Consider the following 16,606-nt stretch of genomic DNA (forward strand, 5'->3'; position numbering starts at 1 on the left):
TTATCCCGAGACCAAGCGCCGCCCGCCCGGCGCTCGATCACCGCTTCTCCCGCTCATAACTGTCCAGCGTATCCCGAGCAATCTCCCGTCCCAGGGCAATCAGCTCCGGCGCCTTGTAGAACTCGAAAAACCGGCAAACGCGCTTGGGCACGTTGATCAGGATATCGGGCGGGTAGCCGGCGATCTTGTATTGCGCCAAGGAGGTCTGCATCACCTCGAAACTCTGGTTGATCAGGTCCAGCAACGACGCCGGCCCGATGTTCTCGACGATCACCGAGCCCGTCGCCGAACTGGGCGCGCCATCTTCCTCCGGCGCCGCCGGCTGCCGGGCGCTGGGCACGGCCGCGTCCGCCAACCAGGGGTTGGGCAACTCTGCCGCCGCGGGCTTGAGGGTTTGCTGTTCCAGTTGCAACAGCACCTCGGCCTGCTTGCGCCGGAACGGCAGATGCGACCCCAGGGAGTTGAGCAATGCATCGAAACGCATCTTGAACGCCGCCGGCCGTTCGATCACCGGCAACTGGTACTGTTTCTGGTTGGTGGAGTTGAGGTTCACCGCAATGATCAGGTCGCAATGGCTGGACACCACCGGCACGATGGGCAAAGGGTTCAATAACCCGCCATCCACCAGCGTGCGGTTGCCTTGCACCACCGGGGTGAACAGGCTGGGAATGGCCGCGGAGGCGCGCATGGCCTGGTGCAGGCAGCCTTCCTGGAACCAGATTTCCTGCTGGTTGGTCAGGTCGGTGGCGACCGCCGTGTAGGGAATGCGCAGGTCTTCGATGTTCAGCTCGCCAACGATCTTGCGGATCTGCCCGAACACCTTTTCCCCGCGAATGGCCCCCAGCCGGAAGCTCACGTCCACCAGGCGCAGCACATCCAGGTAGTCCAGGCTTTCGATCCAGCGGCGGTATTCGTCCAGCTTGCCGGCGGCATAGATGCCGCCGACCACCGCGCCCATGGAACAGCCGGCCACGCAGGCGATGTCATACCCTCGACGCTCGATTTCCTCGATCACGCCAATGTGCGCATACCCCCGGGCGCCGCCGGAGCCCAGTACCAGTGCAACGCGTTTCTTCATGCTTGAGCCCCCGGGACCGTTGCGGTGGTTGGTGAGCTCACAATGCGCCATCGGGTGGGGGCGGGACAAGCGCGATCGAGAAACCAGAGCATGCACCCCTGGCCTTCCACCCCCCTGCTACGCTACTTTCAGGGCACTTTTTCCCCCGCTGGCCGTCTGAGCCAGCACATAACGCTGTTTTTCTTCAGAGGTGTCACCCCATGAAAGCCTGGATCTGCCTGCCGTTGTTTGCGTTGGTTCTGACAGGTTGCGCTGGCAAGACGGCCTATCGCGATAATTGCGCCACCCAGCTCGATGCCGCCTGGCATGAACTGGACCTGGCCAAGGCGGAAGGTTTTGCCGGCACCGTGAGTTATTCCAAGGCGCTGTCGCTGCTGACCGGGGCCAAGACCCAGCAGCAGTTCGAGGCCTATGAAGGCTGTACCGACAAGGCCGAGAAGGCCCGGTTCTACATCAAGGAGTCCCGCGCCGGCCGTTGATCGTTCTGTCCTGCAGGCGCTGGCTGGCCAGCGAGCTGTTCAAGGCCTGGCCAGCGCCTGCAGACCGCTCCCCTTCGGGGCGCCCATGGAAGGAGGTGACATGCACAGCCAACTGAACGCCTGCCTCGAAGCCGTCAATGAGGTGCTGTTGGGCAAGCAACACCAGGTACGCCTGGCGCTGACCTGCCTGGTGGCCGGGGGGCACCTGCTGATCGAGGACCTGCCCGGCATGGGCAAGACCACCTTGAGCCACACCCTGGCCCGCGTCATGGGCCTGCGCTTCCAGCGTATCCAGTTCACGTCCGACCTGCTGCCCAGCGATATCCTCGGTACCTCGGTGTTCGACAAGGACAGCGGGCAGTTCGTCTTTCACCCAGGGCCGATCTTCGCCGAACTGGTGCTGGCGGATGAGATCAACCGCGCCCCCCCCAAGAGTCAGAGCGCGCTGCTGGAGGCCATGGAAGAGGGCCAGGTGACCATCGAAGGCGCCACCCGGCCGCTGCCGCAGCCTTTTTTCGTCATCGCGACCCAGAACCCTACCAGTCAGGGCGGCACCTTTGCGCTGCCCGAATCGCAGCTGGACCGTTTCCTCATGCGCCTGTCACTGGGCTACCCGGCGAAGGCAGCGGAAAAGGCCTTGCTGCTGGGCGAGTCTCGTCGCGACCTGCTGCCGCGCATGGCGGCGGTGCTGGACCATGAAGAGCTGGCGATGCTGCAACAACAAGCCCGCGAGGTACGGGTCAGCGATGCGCTGGTGGACTACGTGCTGCGGCTGGTGGAGGCCACCCGTACCCAGCCACAGTTCGCCTGGGGCCTGTCGCCTCGCGCCAGCCTGGCACTGTTGGCCGCGGCGCGGGCCTGGGCCCTGGTGCTGGGGCGCGACTATGTGATTCCCGAAGACGTGCAGGCGGTGTTGCCCTCGGTGGTCAGCCACCGCCTGCGCGAGCGCGCCGACCCCACGGGCCAGGGGGGCGGGGCATTGGTGCAGTGGTTGCTCAAAGAAGTGGCGGCGCTGTGATCGCCCGCCTGCGCCAGGGCGTGCGGCGGTGGCAGGACCGCCGCGCACCGCCCGTGGCACAGGTGCAGTTGGGCCAGCGGCAGATCTACATCATGCCCGACCGTAGCGGCGCCGGTTTTGCCGTGGTGCTGTTGTTGATTCTGCTGGCGGCCATCAACTACCAGAACAGCATGGCCTACGCCCTGGTGTTCCTGCTGGGCTCGGTGTTCGTGGTCGCCATTCTGCATACCTTTCGCAACGTCAGTGGCCTGCGGGTCGCCGGTGCCGGCACCCCTGCGGTGTTTGCCGGTGAGCACGCGCGGTTCCTGCTGCGCCTGGAAAGCGCGGGGCGAGAACACCAGGCCATCGCGGTGGGTTGGTCTGCGGACTCGCTGCAGAGTGTCGACGTGGCCGCCGGCACTGCGCTGGAGCTGGAACTGAATTTGCCCACCGCCACGCGCGGGTGGCTGGCCGCGCCACGCATGCGCCTGCAGAGCACCTTTCCGTTGGGTGTGCTGCGGGCCTGGAGCTATTTCAACCTGGGCCAGCGCGTGCTGGTCTACCCGCGCCCCCTGGAAGGTGAATTGCCCGTGATGGCCAGCGCCGCCGATGACAGTGAAGGCGAGGGCCAGCGGGTAGCCGGGCAGGGGGTGGATGATTATCAGGGCTTGAAGGACTACCAGCCGGGCGACTCGTGGCGCCGCCTGCACTGGAAGGCCTATTCGCGTGGCGGACAGCTGCTGGTCAAGGAGTTCGCTGACCTGCGTGGCCGCGAACTGTGCCTGGATTTCATGGCATTGGGCGGCGACCTGGAGCAGCGTCTGTCACGCCTGTGCCATTGGGTGCTGGAGCTGTCCCGAGAGCAGCGGCCGTTTGCCCTGCGGTTGCCGGATTGCTACCTGCCGGTGGACACCAGCGATGGCCACCGCGAGGCCTGCTTGCGCGCCTTGGCGCTGTACGGGCAGGGGGGCGCATGACGCCGACCATTCCGCGTATCAGCCTGGGATGGTTGCTGCTGGCGCAGTGCCTGGTGATCGTGCCGTTCTGGCCCCATGTGCCGCTGTGGATGGTGGGCCTGTGGCTGGGGTGCACCCTGTGGCGGGTGCAGATTTTCCGCATGCGCGCGGCGTTCCCGGGCTTGCTGGTGAAAGCGGCCATGGTGGTGGCCACGGCGGCCGGGGTGTTCATGTCCCGGGGTGTGCTCATCGGCCTGGACGCGGCAGCGACGTTGCTGGTGGCCACTTTCATGCTCAAAGTGGTGGAAATGCGCACTTTGCGCGACGCCCGGGTGCTGATCTATCTGGGTTTCTTCTGTGTGGTGGTGGCCTACCTGTACGACGCCAGTCTGCCGTGGGCACTGTACAGCGTGCTGCCGGTGACCGCGCTGCTGACCGCCATGATCGGCCTGCAACAGACCCGCCTGGTGGCACAGCCGCTGGCGACCTTGCGCCTGGCCTTGGCGATTCTGGCCCAAGCGCTGCCGCTGATGCTGTTGTTCTTTGTGTTCTTCCCGCGCCTGGAGCCCTTGTGGTCGTTGCCGATTCCCAGCAACAAGGCGCAGACCGGCCTGGCCGAGAGCATGACGCCGGGAGATGTGGCCGAACTGGGGCGCTCGGCGCAACTGGTGATGCAGGTCAGCTTCGAGGGGCCGATGCCACCACGCCAGGCGCTGTACTGGCGGGCCTTCACCCTGGAGCGGTTCGACGGTGGGCGCTGGAGCCAATCGGAAATGTCCCGAGGCTTGCCGGTGGCCGCCTGGCAGCCCAACGGCCCGCAACTGGGCTACCGCATCATTCAGCAGCCCGGCGACCGCTGGTTGTACGGCATGGACGTGGCGCACACGGACCTGCCAGGCGTGCGCCAGATGGCGGACTTCCGCCTGACCCGGATGCAGCCCCTGGACCGACCGTTGCTATACAACGTGACGTCGTCGCCCCAGGCCATCCGCGACCTGCAATTGAGCGAGGCCATTCGTCGCCAGGATATGCGCCTGCCGGCCAACGGTGATCCGCGCACTCGCCAATGGGCCCAGGAACTCAAGGCGCGTTACCCCCAGCCCGATGCCCTGGTGCAGGCGGTGCTCCAGCATTTTCACGACGAGGATTATCATTACACCCTCAAGCCGCCAGCGCTGGGCGCTGACAGTATCGACAGTTTCCTGTTCAACAGCCGTGCCGGGTTCTGCGCTCACTATGCCGGGGCCATGACGTACCTGCTGCGGGCCGCCGGCATCCCGGCGCGCATGGTGGTGGGTTACCAGGGCGGTGAGTTGAACCCGGCCGGGCGCTACCTGACCCTGCGCCAGTTCGATGCCCACGCGTGGGTTGAATACTGGCAGGCGGGCCGTGGCTGGCGCAGCGCCGACCCCACGGCGGCTGTGTCGCCGCTGCGCATTGACCAGGGGCCGGAAGCGGCGCTGGCCGGCGACGAGGAGTTTCTCAGCGACGCGCCGTTCTCACCGTTGCGCCTGCGTCAATTCAGTTGGGCCAACGACTTGCGCCTGGGCTGGGATAACCTTAACTATGGCTGGCAGCGTTGGGTGCTGGACTACCAGAGTGCGCAGCAACTGAACTTCCTCAACCGCTGGTTCAAGGGCCTGGCCAGTTCGGTATTGCCGGTGGGCTTGCTGGTGCTGTTGATCGTGCTGGCGCTGGTGCTGTTGAAGCCCTGGCGGCGTGCCGTCGATAGCCAGTTGCAGGTGTACCAGGGTTTTGAAACGCTGCTGGCGCGCCACGGTTTGCCACGCGCCCCAGGGGAGGGCGCCCAGGCGTACGCCCGCCGTGCTGGCCGGCATTTCGCGGCCCAGGCGGCCGTGATCGAGGCGTTCAGTGAGGCATTCATCGCCCAGCGTTATGGCGGCCAGCCGGCAGACGTGCGGCAGTTGCGTCAACAATTCAAGGCAGTGCGGGCCAGCCTGGACGGCGTGCATCGCGTGGCGGTTCGGGAGTCGTCTTAAATGTCGAAATTGCTGGATGAAGTCATCGCCCACCTGGTGGGTATCGAAATACGTTTGCTGGCGTGCCAGGCGCGCCTTGAAGTACACACTGATCCCGAGGCGCTGCACGACCTGCGCACCACGGTGCGTCGCTTGCGCAGCCTGACCCGGCCACTGCGTGGTCTGCCGGGCGTCGATCAGCTGGAAGAGGCCGCCAAGGGCGTCGGCCAGTTGACCACGCCCTACCGGGACCGTGAGGTGTTGGCCGCGCATCTGCACAAGCGCGGGCATCACGCCTTGGCTCAGCGGCGTGTGGCACAGATGCGCGGGATATACCCGCAGGTCGCGGCCAGTGCCGAATTGGCGCGGCTGGTACGCATCCTCGATGGCTTCCCGCGTTTTGCTCGCGCGGCCCAACGGGAAAAGTTGCTGGGCGGGCTGCACAAGCGGGTCGACAAGCGGCTGGGCAAGCAGTGGCGGCAATTGGAAGAGGCACTGCAAGACCCGGGGCATGACCGCCATCGCCTTCGCTTGCTGATCAAGCGCGTGCGCTACGGCGTAGAGGCCTACCCGGCGCTCAGCCGCGCCAGCGAACCACTGGTCAAGCGGCTCAGGCAGGCCCAGGGTGCCCTGGGCGATTGGCACGACAACTGGCAGTGGCTGCTGCAAGTAGAGCAGGAACCGGACCTCTTGCCCTGCCTGCCCGAATGGCAGGCCGCGCTGGTCAAAGGTGAGCAGCGCAGTGATCGGGCGTTGGACAAACTGCTTGCTGCCCTGAAGCATTAAGCCGCGAAAATGGCTGAAACAGGGCCTGCTGGCCCTGAGGTTGCTGGTTAAGATCGGCCTTTGCCACCGTATTCGAGGTAGCCATGAAATTCGCTGACCTGCTTGCTGCTGTCCGTCAACATCCCGAGGCCGTGGTCATTCCCGGCGAGTGGGCCCAGGGCCGCGCAGGGTACGGTGGGCTGATGGCGGCGCTGTTGTTCGAAGCGCTGCAGGCGAAGGTGGGGCCGGGCCGCCCGGTGCGGTCACTGGCCATCACGTTCGTGGCGCCCGCGCCGCTGGAAGCGCCCATCCGTTTTGATGTGGAAGTGCTGCGCGAAGGCAAATCGGTGGTTTCCCTGCTGGGCCGGGCGGTGGCCGAAGGCGGCACGGTGACGCTGATGCAGGCCAGTTTCGGCGCGCCGCGCGAATCGGCCATCGACGTGCCGGCGCTGCCGGCAGTGGAACTCAAACCCCTGGCCGAGTCCACGGCGTTGCCTTACGTCAAGGGCGTGACCCCCGAGTACATCCGCCACCTGGACATGCGCTGGGGAAGGGGTGGCTTGCCGTTCACCGGTGGCAGTGGTCGGCAAATGGGCGGCTGGGTGCGGTTGCGTGACGAAACCGCGGCCGCCCCTGTCACCGAAGCGCACCTGTTGGCGCTGGTGGACGCCTGGCCCCCGGCGGTACTGCCCCACCTGCGCCACCCGGCACCGGGCAGCACCCTGGCGTGGACCCTTGAATTCGTGCAACCGCTGGCGGCCTTGACCACCCTGGACTGGTGCCGTTATTGCGCGACCATCGAGCATGCCCGTGATGGGTACGGGCATACCTCGGCGATGCTGTGGACGGAAGCGGGGGAGTTGGTGGCCATCAGTCGGCAGACGGTCACCGTGTTCGGGTAAACGACAGGGTTGTGCGGCAGCGGATCAATGCGCTTTGCGCAACCCAAGCCCGGCCACCACGCCTATCACGCCGACAGCCAGGGGAAGGAAGCTGGCGTCCAGCACGCCCGAGACGATCAGCACGCCACCCAGTCCGATCAGCGGCAAACCGATCAGCTCGCCGGTATGGTCGGTGTTGTTCTGCCAGTGGAAACCGGGGATGTGGGGCAGGTACTTGCTCATGGCGCTCTCCTCAATGCCTTTCGTTGTTGCTTGAGATAAGCGTAGCGCCGGGCGCCGAGCCCGGCGAATGATGCTTGGCTATCGTTGCGATAGCCGCCTTCTTTACAGCTTCAGCTGCCCGATGGCCCGGTTCAGTTCCGTGGCCAGGCTGGCCAGGTCGGTGCTGGTAGTGGCGGAGTCGACGGTCTGCTGCACGGTATTTTCCGTGACGTCGCGAATGCTCACCACCGCCCGGTTCATTTCCTCTGCCACCTGGCTTTGCTGTTCGGCGGCGACCGCGATCTGCGTGTTGCTTTCGCGCATCTGCGCCACGGCCCCGGTGATCTGCGCCAGCGCCTCACCGGCTTCGCGGGCCTGCTGCACGCAATCGTCGGCCTTGAACGAGCTCTCCTGCATGAAGTCCACGGCGTCGCGGGTGCCGGCCTGCAGGGCGGTGATCATGGTGGTGATTTCGTCGGTAGAGGTCTGCACGCGCTTGGCCAGGTTGCGTACCTCATCGGCCACCACGGCGAAGCCGCGGCCCATTTCCCCAGCTCGCGCCGCTTCGATGGCGGCGTTCAGGGCCAGCAGGTTGGTCTGCTCGGCGATGCTGTGAATGACGCTGACCACACCGTTGATCTTCTGGCTGTCCTCAGCCAGGCGCTGGATCATCTCGGCGGTCTGCTGCACGCCGGTGGACAGGCCGGCGATGGACAGCTGCACCCGGCCCACCACTTGCTGGCCGCTGCCGGCCAGGCTATCGGCGCTCTGGGACAGGTCGCGGGTGGCGCCGGCATGCTGAGCGATGTGGTGCACGGTGGCGGTCATTTCATTGATGGCGGTGGCCGCCTGGTCGGTTTCGCTCTGCTGGCCCAGCATGCCATGGCGCACCTGGCCCATGCTGCTGGCCAGGCGGGCCGCGCCTTCGTCCAACTGCGCAGCGGTGCGCGCCACCGTCCCCACCACGCGCTGGTAACCGGCCTGCATGGCGTTGAAGGCTGCGGCCATCTGCCCGACTTCGTCGTGGCCAGCCACCGGCACCCGGGCCGACAGGTCACCGGTTTTCTCAACGTGCAGGATCACGTCCTTGAGGGTGTTGAGCTGGCTGAGCAGGAAGCGGATCAGCAGCTGCGAGGCGCCGAGCATGGCCAGCATCAACACCAGCACAGCCCCGGCGTACTGGGCGAAGTGCTCTTCGAACACCTGGGCGAAGCTAGGGCCCGTGGCACTGGCCGACAACGCGTGCAGCTCAGCGACGCGGCCCTGCTGCTCCAGATGGATGGCGTACATCACCAGCAGCAGGGTCGTGACGAAGGCGACCGCGTTGACGGCCCAGAATTTGTATTTGAGGGAGAGGTTGCTGAGCCAGGTACCCATGGAGGTCTTCTCTGAATTCGCGGAGCATTAAAGGCAAGGTGCCATCATTGTTCCAGAAGACCGTGACGCGAATGTTGACATGGGTCAAGCCGGGGTCGGCAGGCTGAAGAATGCGCGTGCGCACGCGGTAGTGTGCGCGGCCAGGTCCTCGGCGCTTTCACCCCGGTGGCGCGCCACTTCGTGGAGCACCTCGGGCAGGTAGGCGGGCTCATTGCGGCCATTCTTCGGCTTGGGCCGCAGGGTGCGAGGCAGCAGGTACGGCGCATCGCTTTCCAGCATCAGCCGACCGCGGGGGATATTGCCCACCAGTGGGTGCAGGTGGGTGCCACGCCGTTCGTCGCAGATCCAGCCCGTGATACCGATGTGCAGGTCCAGGTCCAGGTAGCTGAACAGTGCTTTCTGCTCGCCGGTGAAGCAGTGCACCACGGCGGCGGGCAACTGGTCGCGGAAGTCCTTGAGGATCTCCAGCAGGCGCACGCTGGCATCACGTTCGTGCAGGAACACCGGGCGTTGCAGCTCCACGGCCAGGGCCAGGTGCTGTTCCAGCACCTTTTCCTGCTGAGGGCGCGGGGAGAAGTCGCGGTTGAAGTCCAAGCCGCATTCGCCCACGGCGCGCACCCGTGGCTGGGCCAGCAGGTCGCGCAACTGGCGCTCGGTAGTGGCGGTCCAGTCGCTGGCGTGGTGGGGGTGAATGCCGGCCGTGCTGAACAGCCGCGTGGCGCTTTCGTCCAGTTGCTCGCACAGGGCCAGGGACTGCTCGCTGCAGGCGATTTCAGTGCCGGTGAGCACCAGTTGAGCCACGCCGGCGGCGTAGGCGCGCTCCAGCACCGCCTGGTGTTTTTCGTGGAAACTGGCGTTGGTCAGGTTGACGCCGATGTCGATGAGTTGCATGGTGTGCTACCTCGGGCCGCAGGCCGGACAGCATAACAGAGCGTGTGAAAGACCAGTAAAGCCAAGAACTTCAAGACGTTATCGTGGTCTCTTGAGGTCGATCATGAATCAGGCCTGGAACCCCGATGACGCGTCCCTCACTGTTGACCCTGCTGGTACTCGTCTTGCTGGCCCCTCTGCCGGCCATGGCGCGCGCGCCGGGGCCGCTGCAAGTGGCGCACCCGGCCAAGGCGCGTGACCTGGCGGACATTCGCCAGAGCCGGGTGCTGCGGGTGCTGGTCAACCAGAGCCGCAACAGCTCGGGGGAGGTCAAGGGTGAGGCCATCGGCGTCGAATACCACCGGTTGCAGGCCTTCGAACAGTACCTCAATGGCCATGCCGAGGGCGGGCAGGCCATTCACCTGAAGATCATTCCCCGGCCCAAGGAACAGCTGATCGGCGCCTTGCAGCGCGGTGACGGCGACCTGGTGGCGCCGGGGGAGTTGCTTGACCTGCCTGACACCCCACTGGTTAGCGCCAGCGCGCCGGTGCTCGACAACGTGCCGTTGGTACTGGTGGGCGCCAAGGGCGCGCGGCGCTATGCGCGTATCGAGCAACTGGCCGGCAAGACCGTGACCTTGCCGGCTGGCAGCGTCGCCGGCGACGCCCTGCAGGCCATCAACCAGAAGTTGGCGGCGCGCAAGCTGGCGCCGGTCAAGGTCGAGTGGGCCGACCCCAGCCTGGCCGTCGAGGATGTGCTGGAGATGGTGCAGGCGGGTATCTACCCCATGACCATCGTCGAAAAGCCGATCGCTGGCCGCTGGGCCAAGGTCATGCCAAAGCTGATGGTGCAGGGCAACCTGCACCTCGGTGCGCCCCGGCAGATCACCTGGTATGTGCGCAGCGATGCGTCGATGCTGCACGCCAGCATCGACCGCTTCACCCGCGGCTACCGCGCGCCGGCTGATCAGGACGCAGCATTCACGCGGGTCTACCGCAAGCTCTACCAGGTGCACAACCCTCTGGCCCATGCCGACCGCCAGCGCCTGGAAAAACTGCGCCCGGTGCTGCAGCGCTACGGTCGCGAGCAGGGTATCGACTGGCTCAACCTGGCTGCCCTGGCGTTCAAGGAGTCGCAACTGGACCCCACGGTGCGCGGCGCAGGCGGGGCCACCGGGTTGTTGCAGATCACCCCGTCGGCGGCCCAGCGGGTGGGCGTGGGCAATATCCAGAATGTCGATAACAACGTCCAGGCCGCCTCGCGCTACCTGGCGTTGATCCGCAAGAAGTTCTTTGCCAGCAGCAAGCTCAACGAGCGCCAGCGCATGGCGTTCGTGCTGGCCGCCTACAACATGGGCCCCGAGCGGGTGCAAGCCATGCGCGCCGAAGCTCGGCGCCGCGGTTTGAACCCCAACCAGTGGTTCTTCCAGGTGGAGCGCATCGCCATGGAGCAGATGGGCATGAATGCGGTGAGCTACGTCAACAGCGTCAACAAGTACTACCTGGCCTACGATCGCGAGCGTGACACCCTGGAGCCGGGCGGCGACAAGGCGCGACGGTTGGCTGCCAACCCCTGATTGCTCAGCCGTGTCCCACAGGGAAGTAGTTTATTAAAATATCGAATAAATCGATTTGTTCTGTCGGTTATTTGCGATTTTCTTATTTGATAGGTCGATTAATATGGCGCCATCAACCGCTGACAACCTTTCAAGGAAAACGCCATGAACGCTTCGATCAAACGCCTCTTCGTCACCAACGCCGGCCTGGGCTTCACCGTGCTGCGCCTGCTGGTCGGTATCATCTTTGTCGCCCACGGCAGCCAGAAGCTGTTCGGGCTGTTCGGTGGCTACGGCCTGGAAGGCACTGGCCAATGGATGGAAAGCATTGGCATCCACCCTGGCTACTGGATGGCACTGCTGGCCGGCAGCGGTGAGTTCTTCGGCGGCCTGGCGCTGGTCCTCGGCCTGCTGGTGCGCCCGGCATCGCTGGTGCTGATCGTGACCCTGGTGGTCGCCATCCTCAGCGTGCATATCCACAACGGGCTGTTCATGGCCAACAACGGGTACGAGTTCGCCCTGGCGCTGCTGGCCGGTACTGTCGCGACCCTGGTGGAAGGCGCAGGCAAACTGTCCTTCGACCGCCTGATCGCCCGGGCCTGAGCTTGAATCCGTAGCAGCGGACCTGGCCGCGTCACCCACGCCGCGCAGCATCAGGCACACCGCCTGCGCCGCCGACGCGGCCAGGTCCGCTGTTACAGGGCATAGCCGTCAATCAATGGCCTGAATACCCCCTTCAATGGCCGTTCCCCGCATTGCCCTCGCCACCCCGCTTGCGGACAATCCCTACAGGATTCGCCCACGAGCCATCGCCCATGCCGCAACCCATCTTCTTCGCCCACGCCAACGGCTTTCCCTGCGGGACCTACCGCAAGCTGTTCGCCGAGCTGGGCCCCGATTTCCACGTAGCGCATCTGCCCCAGCACGCCCATGACCCGCGGTTTCCAGTGACCGACAACTGGCATTCGCTGATCGCCGAGCTGGTCCACCACCTCGAAGCACAAGCGCAGCCGGTATGGGGGGTGGGCCATTCATTTGGCGGCCTGTTGCACCTGTATGCGGCGCTGCAGCGCCCACAGCTGTACCGGGGCGTGGTCATGCTCGACGCCCCGGCGCTGACGCTGGCTGACCAGTGGGTGATTCGTGCGGCCAAGCGCTTTGGTTTCATCGACCGCCTGACCCCGGCAGGGCGCACCTTGGGCCGTCGCGAGCAGTTCCCGAACCGTGAGGCGGCGCGTGCCTACTTTTCCCGCAAGGCGCTGTTCCGCGATTTTGACCCTGACTGCTTCGAGGCCTATCTGGAGCATGGCCTTTGCCCGGAAGGTGACGGCTTGCGGTTGCGCTTCGATGCGGCCACGGAAATCGGCATCTACCGCAGCGTGCCCCACGTGCGGCCGGCCAGTACCCGCCGCCTGCAAGTGCCCCTGGCACTGGTCCATGGCCAGAACAGCCGCGTGGTATTGCCCCACCATGCGCGTTCGGTGCAACGCCTGCGCCAGGGCGAAGCCCACCAGGTGCCGGGCGGGCACATGTTTCCGCTGGAGCGGCCGACCGCCACGGCGCGGTTGCTCAAGGACATTTTCAACCGCTGGCAGGCAGGCACCGCCAACGAGGCTTGCGCATGAGCACCGGTGTCGAGGAAATCCGCCTGAGCCTGCCACACATCGAACTGGCCGCCCACGTGTTCGGCCCAGCGGACGGCCGGCCGGTGATCGCGCTGCACGGCTGGCTGGACAATGCCAACAGCTTCGCGCGCCTGGCGCCGCGTTTGCAGGGCTTGCGCATCGTCGCCCTGGACATGGCCGGCCACGGGCTGTCCCAGCATCGGCCGGCGGGCGCGGGGTATGCGTTGTGGGATTATGCCTACGACGTGTTGCAGGTCGCCGAGCAACTGGGTTGGCAGCGCTTTGGTCTGCTGGGCCATTCCCTGGGTGCCATTGTCTCGGTGGTGCTGGCCGGCTCGGTGCCCGAGCGGATCGAGCGCCTGGCGCTGATCGACGCCGTGCTGCCACCGCCCACGGCGCCGCAGACCACCGCCGAACGCTTTGGCCAGGCGTTGCAGGAGCAACTGGCGTTGCCCGGCAAGCGCAAGTCGGTGTACCCCAGTTTCGAACGTGGGGTAGAAGCCCGCATGAAGGGCATGGTCGCGGTCAGCCGCGACGCGGCCGAGTTACTGGCCCAGCGCGGCCTGATGCCGGTACCAGGGGGCTACAGTTGGCGCAGCGACAGCCGCCTGACCCTGCCCACGCCCTTGCGCATGTCCCAGGAACAGGGGCTGTCCTTTGTGCAGCGCATCGCCTGCCCGGCGCACTTGCTGGTAGCCGCCGAGGGCATGCTGGCCAAGCATCCCCATCTGCTTTCTCAGCTACCCTTCAGTCACGAAACGTTACCCGGCGGCCACCATCTGCACCTGAACGACGAGGAGGGGGCAGGGCTTGTAGCAAGCTGTTTCAATCGCTTTTTCGCCATGCCTTGACTTGAGGCGGGCAAGTGTCGAGGCTTGGCGGGCTCACGAGGAAGCCGGGTTGACAAGGGAGACACCATGAACGACCGCCACACTGCTTTGATGCCCCTGCGATGAGGGCGGCCACGCGCGCTTCGCGCCTGTTCTGCGGGCTGTTCGCCTGCCTGCTGGGTGTCGCAGCCCAGGCTGCCGACTTGACCGGGGTGGCGGCACCCGCCGATGCCCAGGTCGTGGACCAGAAACCGGCCACTGACGCCGAGCGCCTTTACCCCCTGGGCGCGGTACGCAAGATCAGCAATCAGTTGCGCATGGACGCCCAGATCAATGCTCGCGGGCAGCTCAGCTCGGTGACCTACGAGCTGGCGCCGGGGGCTTCGGCCACCGATGCACTGGACACCGCGCGCCAGAGCCTGCTGGCCCAGGGCGCCCATGTGCTGTTCTGGTGCCAGTCGCGTGACTGCGGCGAGTCCAGCCTGTGGGCCAATGAAATCTTCGCCAATGGCAAACTGGTGGGGGCTGATGAGCAGCAGGGCATGGTGCTGATGCGCCATGCGGCTTCGGGGCCTGACACGTTGTTTGCCCTGTACGCCATCAACCGCGGCAGCCGCCGGCCTTACCTGCACGTCGAGCAATTCGTGGCGGCCGCGCCCCTGGGCACGGTATTGCCGACCCCAGGCACGGTATTGCGCGAGCTGCGCAGCACCGGCCGCCTTGACTACCCTGACCTGGGCAGCGCGCCACCGCCCGCCGACTGGGTGGCGTTGCTGGCTCGCAGCCTGAACCAGGACAGCACCCTGCGCGTCACGCTCGCAGGGCCGGCTGCCGAGCCCTGGCGCCAGGCGCTGGTGGCCCAGGGCGTGCGCGCCGCGCGCCTGGAACTGGGCGACCCGGCCAAGGGCGGCCTGCACATCGACCTGATTCGCTGAGGAGCCGCGCCGCCGTGATGTTCAATAATGATCGCCTGCTGGTACAGATCATCCTGCTGGTGCTGCTGGGCGCCTGCCTGTGGGTGATGGCACCGTTCATTTCGGCGCTGCTGTGGGGCGCCATCCTGGCCTACGCCAGTTGGCCACTGATGCGCCTGCTGACCCGCTGGCTGGGTGGCCGCGAGACACTGGCCGCCAGTATTCTGACCCTGGGCTGGATACTGCTGGTGATCCTGCCGTTGGTATGGCTGGGCTTCAACCTGGCCGACCATATTCGCGATGCCATCGCCTTTGTTCGCGATGTACAGGTGGACGGCCTGCCGGCGGCACCCGATTGGCTGGTGGCGCTGCCGCTGGTAGGGCCACGCCTGGCGGCCTGGTGGGACACCCTCGATCAGCAGGGCGCGGCGCTGATGGTCAGTGTCAAGCCGTACCTGGGGCAGGTGGGCAACTGGCTGCTGGCGCGCAGCGCACAGATTGGCGGCGGCATCCTCGAACTGACCCTGAGCCTGGTGTTCGTGTTCTTTTTCTACCGTGACGGCCCGCGCCTGGCGGCCTTCGTGCTGCGCCTGCTGGAGCGGCTGGTGGGCGAGCGCGCCGAGTACTACCTGGAACTGGTCGCTGGCACCGTACAGCGGGTGGTCAATGGCGTCATCGGCACGGCGGCGGCCCAGGCGGTGCTGGCGCTCATCGGTTTCCTCATCGCCGGCATTCCCGGGGCACTGGTGCTGGGCATCGTCACCTTCCTGCTCAGCCTGATTCCCATGGGCCCGCCCCTGGCATGGATACCCGCCACGGCATGGCTGGTGTGGAAAAGCGAGTACGGCATGGCGGTGTTTCTGGGGGTGTGGGGCACGTTCATCATCAGCGGCGTCGACAACGTGCTCAAGCCCTACCTGATCAGCCGGGGCGGCGACTTGCCATTGGTGATCGTGTTGCTGGGGGTGTTCGGCGGCCTGCTGGCCTTCGGCTTCATCGGCCTGTTCATTGGCCCGACGTTGCTGGCCATTGGGTACAGCCTGTTGCTGGACTGGACCCGCAGCAGCCATGGCGGTGCCAGCAAGGCCTGAGACGGGCAGCCCGAAGGCTGCCCGCGGCGTAAAGGTCAGGCGGCTACGCTGAGCTGACTGCCCACGGTTTGTTGCGTGTCGGTACCGTACTGCTTGGTCAGGGCGGCGATCATCTTGTTCAGGGCCGCCGCGGTGTCGCTGCTGGCGGTATCCGAACTGCTGCTCTGGTCACCCGAGGACTGCAGGGCGGCGGCCAGTTCCTGGGCGCTGACTGTGCCATCCTGGTTGGTGTCCAGGTCACTGAACACCTGGGTGGCGTCGCTGCTGCTCGACGAACTGCTGCTGGAGGTGCCGCTGGTCGACGTGCTGCTGGCGCTCAGGGCGCTGGTCAGTTCGGCCGACGAAATGCCACCGCTGCCGTCCGAATCGAGACTGCTGAACAGGTCGCTGGCCAGGTTGCTGGTGTTGGACGGTGGCGGCGGTGGTGGTGGCTGCATGGCGGCCGCCAGTTCGTCCTTGCTGACCGTGCCGTCCCCGTTGGTGTCCAGGGCCGAGAACAGCTCGCTGCTGTCATCGGTCGTATCGCCGGCGCTGGTCAGGGCCGAACTCAGCTCGTCACTGCTGATAGAACCGCTGCCGTCGCTGTCGATGGCACTGAGCAGGTCATCGACCGCGTCGGTGCTGGGCGCGCCATCGCTGTCCTGGGTGGGCGGGGCAGGCGGTTGCAAGGCCGCCATCTCGTCCAGGGTCAGGCCGTCGTCGGAGTCACTGTCCAGGCTGCTGAAATTCTTGCTCAGGCTGACCAGGATACCGCCGTCATTGGTGGTGCCACTGCTCGAACTGTTGGAAATCGCCGTGTTCAGCTCATCGCTGCTCACTTCCCCGTTGCCATCTGTATCAAGGCTGGCAAACAGTTCTTCCTGGAACTTCTTCAGTTGCGCGCTGGAGGTGGTACTGGTTGAGCTGCTGTAGCTCGAGTAATTGCTGCTGCTTACGCCGCTGATCATTGGGTTGTCTCCCCTGTAGGGTCGCCGGTTACGAACCAC

17 protein-coding genes are annotated in these 16,606 nt (G+C 65.7%); 12 read left to right on the plus strand and 5 right to left on the minus strand.

The annotated features are described in order from the left end of the window. Window positions 1-37 precede the first annotated feature (37 nt). The gene (locus QBK88_RS29665; protein ID WP_268144310.1) at window positions 38-1,078 is read right to left on the minus strand and encodes a patatin-like phospholipase family protein; all 1,041 of its coding nucleotides are present in this window, start codon (window positions 1,076-1,078) and stop codon (window positions 38-40) included. A gap of 200 nt (window positions 1,079-1,278) precedes the next feature. Between QBK88_RS29665 and QBK88_RS29670 the strand changes: the two genes are divergently transcribed. From QBK88_RS29670 to QBK88_RS29695, 6 genes are all read left to right on the plus strand, one after another. Next, the gene (locus QBK88_RS29670; RefSeq protein ID WP_158153701.1) at window positions 1,279-1,557 is read left to right on the plus strand and encodes a hypothetical protein; all 279 of its coding nucleotides are present in this window, start codon (window positions 1,279-1,281) and stop codon (window positions 1,555-1,557) included. 100 nt (window positions 1,558-1,657) lie between these two features. Next, window positions 1,658-2,575, plus strand: coding sequence for an AAA family ATPase (locus QBK88_RS29675; protein ID WP_277964874.1), 918 nt, complete (start codon window positions 1,658-1,660; stop codon window positions 2,573-2,575). Beyond that, entirely contained in the window at window positions 2,545-3,531 is a 987-nt protein-coding gene (locus tag QBK88_RS29680; protein ID WP_277964875.1) for a DUF58 domain-containing protein, read from the plus strand. The genes QBK88_RS29675 and QBK88_RS29680 overlap by 31 nt, the downstream gene beginning before the upstream one ends. After that, window positions 3,489-5,510: a transglutaminase TgpA family protein gene (locus tag QBK88_RS29685; RefSeq protein ID WP_445765024.1), complete on the plus strand. Its 2,022-nt coding sequence runs from the start codon at window positions 3,489-3,491 to the stop codon at window positions 5,508-5,510. The genes QBK88_RS29680 and QBK88_RS29685 overlap by 43 nt, the downstream gene beginning before the upstream one ends. Beyond that, entirely contained in the window at window positions 5,511-6,275 is a 765-nt protein-coding gene (locus tag QBK88_RS29690; protein ID WP_277964877.1) for a CHAD domain-containing protein, read from the plus strand. A gap of 83 nt (window positions 6,276-6,358) precedes the next feature. Further along, the gene (locus QBK88_RS29695) at window positions 6,359-7,156 is read left to right on the plus strand and encodes a thioesterase family protein (RefSeq protein WP_277964878.1); all 798 of its coding nucleotides are present in this window, start codon (window positions 6,359-6,361) and stop codon (window positions 7,154-7,156) included. Between the two features lie 24 nt (window positions 7,157-7,180). Here the strand turns inward: QBK88_RS29695 and QBK88_RS29700 are convergent, their stop codons facing one another. The 3 genes from QBK88_RS29700 to QBK88_RS29710 all read right to left on the minus strand — a co-directional run bounded on the left by QBK88_RS29700 (window position 7,181) and on the right by QBK88_RS29710 (window position 9,625). After that, entirely contained in the window at window positions 7,181-7,378 is a 198-nt protein-coding gene (locus tag QBK88_RS29700; RefSeq protein ID WP_268144298.1) for a terminase, read from the minus strand. Between the two features lie 102 nt (window positions 7,379-7,480). Beyond that, on the minus strand, window positions 7,481-8,734 hold the full coding sequence (locus tag QBK88_RS29705; protein WP_277964879.1) for a methyl-accepting chemotaxis protein: 1,254 nt from the start codon (window positions 8,732-8,734) through the stop codon (window positions 7,481-7,483). Window positions 8,735-8,818: 84 nt separating this feature from the next. Further along, the gene (locus QBK88_RS29710) at window positions 8,819-9,625 is read right to left on the minus strand and encodes a TatD family hydrolase (protein ID WP_277964880.1); all 807 of its coding nucleotides are present in this window, start codon (window positions 9,623-9,625) and stop codon (window positions 8,819-8,821) included. A gap of 125 nt (window positions 9,626-9,750) precedes the next feature. Here QBK88_RS29710 and QBK88_RS29715 point away from each other — a divergent pair, with 125 nt between their 5' ends. From QBK88_RS29715 to QBK88_RS29740, 6 genes are all read left to right on the plus strand, one after another. Then, window positions 9,751-11,181, plus strand: a complete 1,431-nt coding sequence (locus QBK88_RS29715) for a transglycosylase SLT domain-containing protein (RefSeq protein ID WP_277964881.1) — start codon at window positions 9,751-9,753, stop codon at window positions 11,179-11,181. A gap of 144 nt (window positions 11,182-11,325) precedes the next feature. Continuing rightward, complete coding sequence (locus tag QBK88_RS29720) at window positions 11,326-11,763, plus strand: DoxX family protein (protein ID WP_268144292.1); 438 nt, start codon at window positions 11,326-11,328, stop codon at window positions 11,761-11,763. 212 nt (window positions 11,764-11,975) lie between these two features. Then, a complete protein-coding gene (locus QBK88_RS29725) occupies window positions 11,976-12,785 on the plus strand; it encodes an alpha/beta fold hydrolase (RefSeq protein ID WP_277964882.1) in 810 nt (269 codons plus the stop codon). Further along, window positions 12,782-13,636, plus strand: a complete 855-nt coding sequence (locus QBK88_RS29730; protein ID WP_277964883.1) for an alpha/beta fold hydrolase — start codon at window positions 12,782-12,784, stop codon at window positions 13,634-13,636. Before QBK88_RS29725 ends, QBK88_RS29730 begins: the two co-directional genes overlap by 4 nt. A 101-nt stretch (window positions 13,637-13,737) precedes the next feature. Then, the gene (locus tag QBK88_RS29735) at window positions 13,738-14,550 is read left to right on the plus strand and encodes a DUF4892 domain-containing protein (protein WP_277964884.1); all 813 of its coding nucleotides are present in this window, start codon (window positions 13,738-13,740) and stop codon (window positions 14,548-14,550) included. A gap of 17 nt (window positions 14,551-14,567) precedes the next feature. Further along, a complete protein-coding gene (locus QBK88_RS29740; protein WP_268144289.1) occupies window positions 14,568-15,620 on the plus strand; it encodes an AI-2E family transporter in 1,053 nt (350 codons plus the stop codon). Between the two features lie 35 nt (window positions 15,621-15,655). On the opposite strand, the gene xopAW is transcribed toward QBK88_RS29740, so the two are convergent. Next, the gene (gene xopAW, locus QBK88_RS29745; protein WP_277964885.1) at window positions 15,656-16,567 is read right to left on the minus strand and encodes an EF-hand domain-containing protein; all 912 of its coding nucleotides are present in this window, start codon (window positions 16,565-16,567) and stop codon (window positions 15,656-15,658) included. Window positions 16,568-16,606: the final 39 nt, after the last annotated feature.

Origin of the sequence: Pseudomonas sp. RIT-To-2, assembly GCF_029623465.1 — a bacterium.
In the GTDB taxonomy this organism is placed as follows: domain Bacteria; phylum Pseudomonadota; class Gammaproteobacteria; order Pseudomonadales; family Pseudomonadaceae; genus Aquipseudomonas; species Aquipseudomonas silvicola.